Below are 2,786 nucleotides of genomic sequence, written 5' to 3'. Positions count from 1 at the left end.
GCCCGAGCGTGATGGAGGCGCCTGTTGCCGGCGCATCGTCGCTCGGGCCTTCTTCCGTCTTGTGCAGCACGGAGACCTCGGCCAGTTCGGGAGGCGAGCCATCCGCGAACAGGATGAGCACGCCGCCTTCGGCGAGGTCCGCCACTTCGGGTCCAATTGCCGTGACCCGTGTCTTGAGAAGAACCGACATTTGGCGAACCTCGTTTTATTACTGCTATTTTAGAACACGATCAGGGACACGACCCATGCGATCAGCACGGAGACCGGGCCCATGATCTGGCGGCTGATGAGCACCGCCGGCACGCCGATTTCGATCGTCTTCGGCTTGGCCTCACCGAGCGCCAGACCGACAGGAACGAAGTCGCAGCCCACCTGGGTGTTGTAGGCAAACAGCGCCGGCAGCGCCATTGCGGGCGAGATGGTGCCGTTGGCGATCTGCGGGCCGATGATGGCGACGCCGATGACCTGGGCGATGACCGCGCCCGGTCCCAGGATGGGCGACAGGAACGGCAGGCCGCAGATGGCCGAGATGACCAGCAGGCCGACGATGTTGTTGGCCAGCGGACCCATCGGCTGCGCCAGCACATCGCCGATGCCGGTATAGAGGATCAGGCCGATCAGCATGGTCACGAAAGCCATGAAGGGCAGCACGTTGCGGACGACCTGATCGATGGTGCGGCGGCCGGAGTTGAAGAAGATGCCGACCACGCGGCCCATGACGCGGCCGATCGAGCTGATCAGGCCGATAAGCCCGCCTTCGCTCGGCAGCGGCTCGGCCGCCCTGGCTGTGGTGTTGTTGCTTGAACTCATCGATGCTGCTCCCCCCGCAGTGGTGACCGCTTCGGATCCGTCCGCCATTGCGACATTGGCCGGCTTCACGCCCGAAACGTAGATGTCTTCCGTGATGAACTGGGCGAGCGGACCCGCCTGGCCGACCGGCGTCAGATTGACGGTCGGGATACGCTTGCGCGGGTAGACGCCGCAGCGCGCGGTGCCGCCGCAGTCGACGACGACGACCGCCATCTCGCTTTCGATCGGCGGCGACTTGAAGCCGTCGACAGCCTGGGCGCCGGTCATGTCGGCAATGAGCTGCGCCACCGGATGGATGCCGCCACCGGTTACCGACACGACCTTGTTGCGCTGCTCGGTCGGCTCGATGACCAGGGGGCCGCCCCAACCGGTCGACCCCTTCGATATCTTTACTGCCTTGTATGTCTTGGCCATGGTGTCCTCCCGCCCTTAGAGCTCGACGCCCTGGCGGCGTGCCATGATGGCCGTGATGCGCTCGGTCAGGATGCCCTTCAGCAGGATGACGACGAGGCCGACGATGGCGTACCAGATGGCTACCTTGACGTGATAACCATTGGCGATGACGCCCCGCTTCTCGAGGTCGAGCAGCGCGACCAGCATGCCGCCCCAGACGAAATATTCACCGGGGTTGATGTGCGGGAAGAGGCCGAGCGGGGGATGCACATAGGACACTGCCGCGTCGTAGAAGGCAGGCTTGTGCTTTTCTTCCAGGAAGGAACCGAAGGTGTAGGCCATCGGGTTGGTGAGGAAGAACACCGAGAGCACCGGCAGCACCGTATAGCGGGTCAGCGCGATGCGGCCGGCGCCACGCGCCAGACCGTGGACGCGCTCCTCGCCGACCAGCTCGGTGACGGCGTAGAAGGCCGTCATAAGCACGACCAGGGTCGGGATGATGCCGGTGACGAAGCCGGCGAACACTTCGCCGCCCTTCTGGAAGATGCCGATGAAGTACTTGCCGATGGCGGTGAGCCAGCCGAGCTGCTCTTCCTGCTGCACGTTCTTCAGCTGTTCCTTGAGCTGATCGGCGGTGACCGGCGCGTTGTCGGTCGTCGCCTGCGCCAGGACCACGAGATGATCGGTGGCATGCTCGACGCCGAGCTTGCCGTGCCAGGCAGCATCCGAAACCATGGTGCCTGCGACATGCAGGTTGTGCACCGCGAGGTCCGCATGCTGCGCCAATAGTGTAATTACAGACATTTCTCCTCCTTATGACCCCTGCCGGTCATTCCCAGCCGGCTGCCGGCGTCGTTTAAGCCCTTGCTATGTTCAAGCCGGCCAGGCCCGGCTTCTTCCCCGGCTCCGACCGTGCGCGGTCGATCTGCTCGATCGCCCGTTTCACGGCCTCGGCCACACCGGGTTCCCCCTCCCCCATGATCGCAGGGTTGGACCGGAGTCGATCGAGGGGGATACCCTCGAATTCTTCATGTCGCTTGAACTTGGTCAGCACCGAACGGCCGCTCATGACCATCATGCGGCGCACGATGAGATCCGGCGTCACGACGATGAGCGCGATGGTGCCCTTGGCCAGGCGTCCGCGGAAATTGCCCGCGCCGACGAAACCGTCCTTGTACTGGCTGGTGACGCCTTTGAAGACATCCGAATAATGCCGCATCTGCAGCCAGACGCCCAACGATTGCAGCGCCCAGACAACAAACAGCAGAAGCAGTGCCCACTGCCAGATTGCCATTTCGGTCTCCTCCCGAGTCTCTTCCTCCGGCACATATTGAACGGAGGCGAGACGACCCGAAAGTGAGAACATTTGTTTCCTCGAATGTCAACATGTATTATAAGCAGCCATAACGCTCCACAGCCGACCGGCCGATTTCGGCATCGGCGGCGCTGTGGTAGCCTGTCGTCAAACGGGATGTGAGACATGGACCTGCCCTTCAGGCACGAACTGGCGCTTATGCCGGACCTTCGCCACAGGCTGCGGCAGCTGCGCTGGTTCCGCGCCACCTTCCGCAGCAGCGCGAGGG

The 2,786-nt window shown here is 63.4% G+C and carries 4 protein-coding genes; all 4 read right to left on the bottom strand.

Features of this window, described 5'->3' with window-relative positions; genetic code table 11:
• The coding region (locus EOA24_RS33205; RefSeq protein ID WP_281059914.1) for a PTS glucitol/sorbitol transporter subunit IIA at positions 1-190 on the bottom strand (190 nt) is incomplete at its 3' end.
• A gap of 29 nt (positions 191-219) precedes the next feature.
• A complete protein-coding gene (locus EOA24_RS33200; protein ID WP_126082914.1) occupies positions 220-1,224 on the bottom strand; it encodes a PTS glucitol/sorbitol transporter subunit IIB in 1,005 nt (334 codons plus the stop codon).
• Between the two features lie 15 nt (positions 1,225-1,239).
• Positions 1,240-2,007 (bottom strand): PTS glucitol/sorbitol transporter subunit IIC, encoded by a 768-nt coding sequence (locus EOA24_RS33195; protein ID WP_041008501.1) that lies wholly within the window; start codon positions 2,005-2,007, stop codon positions 1,240-1,242.
• A gap of 52 nt (positions 2,008-2,059) precedes the next feature.
• A complete protein-coding gene (locus EOA24_RS33190) occupies positions 2,060-2,497 on the bottom strand; it encodes a transcriptional regulator GutM (RefSeq protein WP_042643996.1) in 438 nt (145 codons plus the stop codon).
• Positions 2,498-2,786: the final 289 nt, after the last annotated feature.

The organism is Mesorhizobium sp. M2A.F.Ca.ET.039.01.1.1 (assembly GCF_003998035.1).
Lineage (GTDB): Bacteria > Pseudomonadota > Alphaproteobacteria > Rhizobiales > Rhizobiaceae > Mesorhizobium.
The sequence above is the reverse complement of the archived record's forward strand: the minus strand, read 5'-3'. Positions and strand labels throughout refer to the sequence as shown.

Excerpts from the sequence above, each read along its gene's own strand:
- EOA24_RS33200 (WP_126082914.1), bottom strand. The coding sequence starts at position 1,224 with ATGGCCAAGACATACAAGGCAGTAAAGATATCGAAGGGGTCGACCGGT.
- EOA24_RS33195 (WP_041008501.1), bottom strand. The coding sequence starts at position 2,007 with ATGTCTGTAATTACACTATTGGCGCAGCATGCGGACCTCGCGGTGCAC.
- EOA24_RS33190 (WP_042643996.1), bottom strand. The coding sequence starts at position 2,497 with ATGGCAATCTGGCAGTGGGCACTGCTTCTGCTGTTTGTTGTCTGGGCG.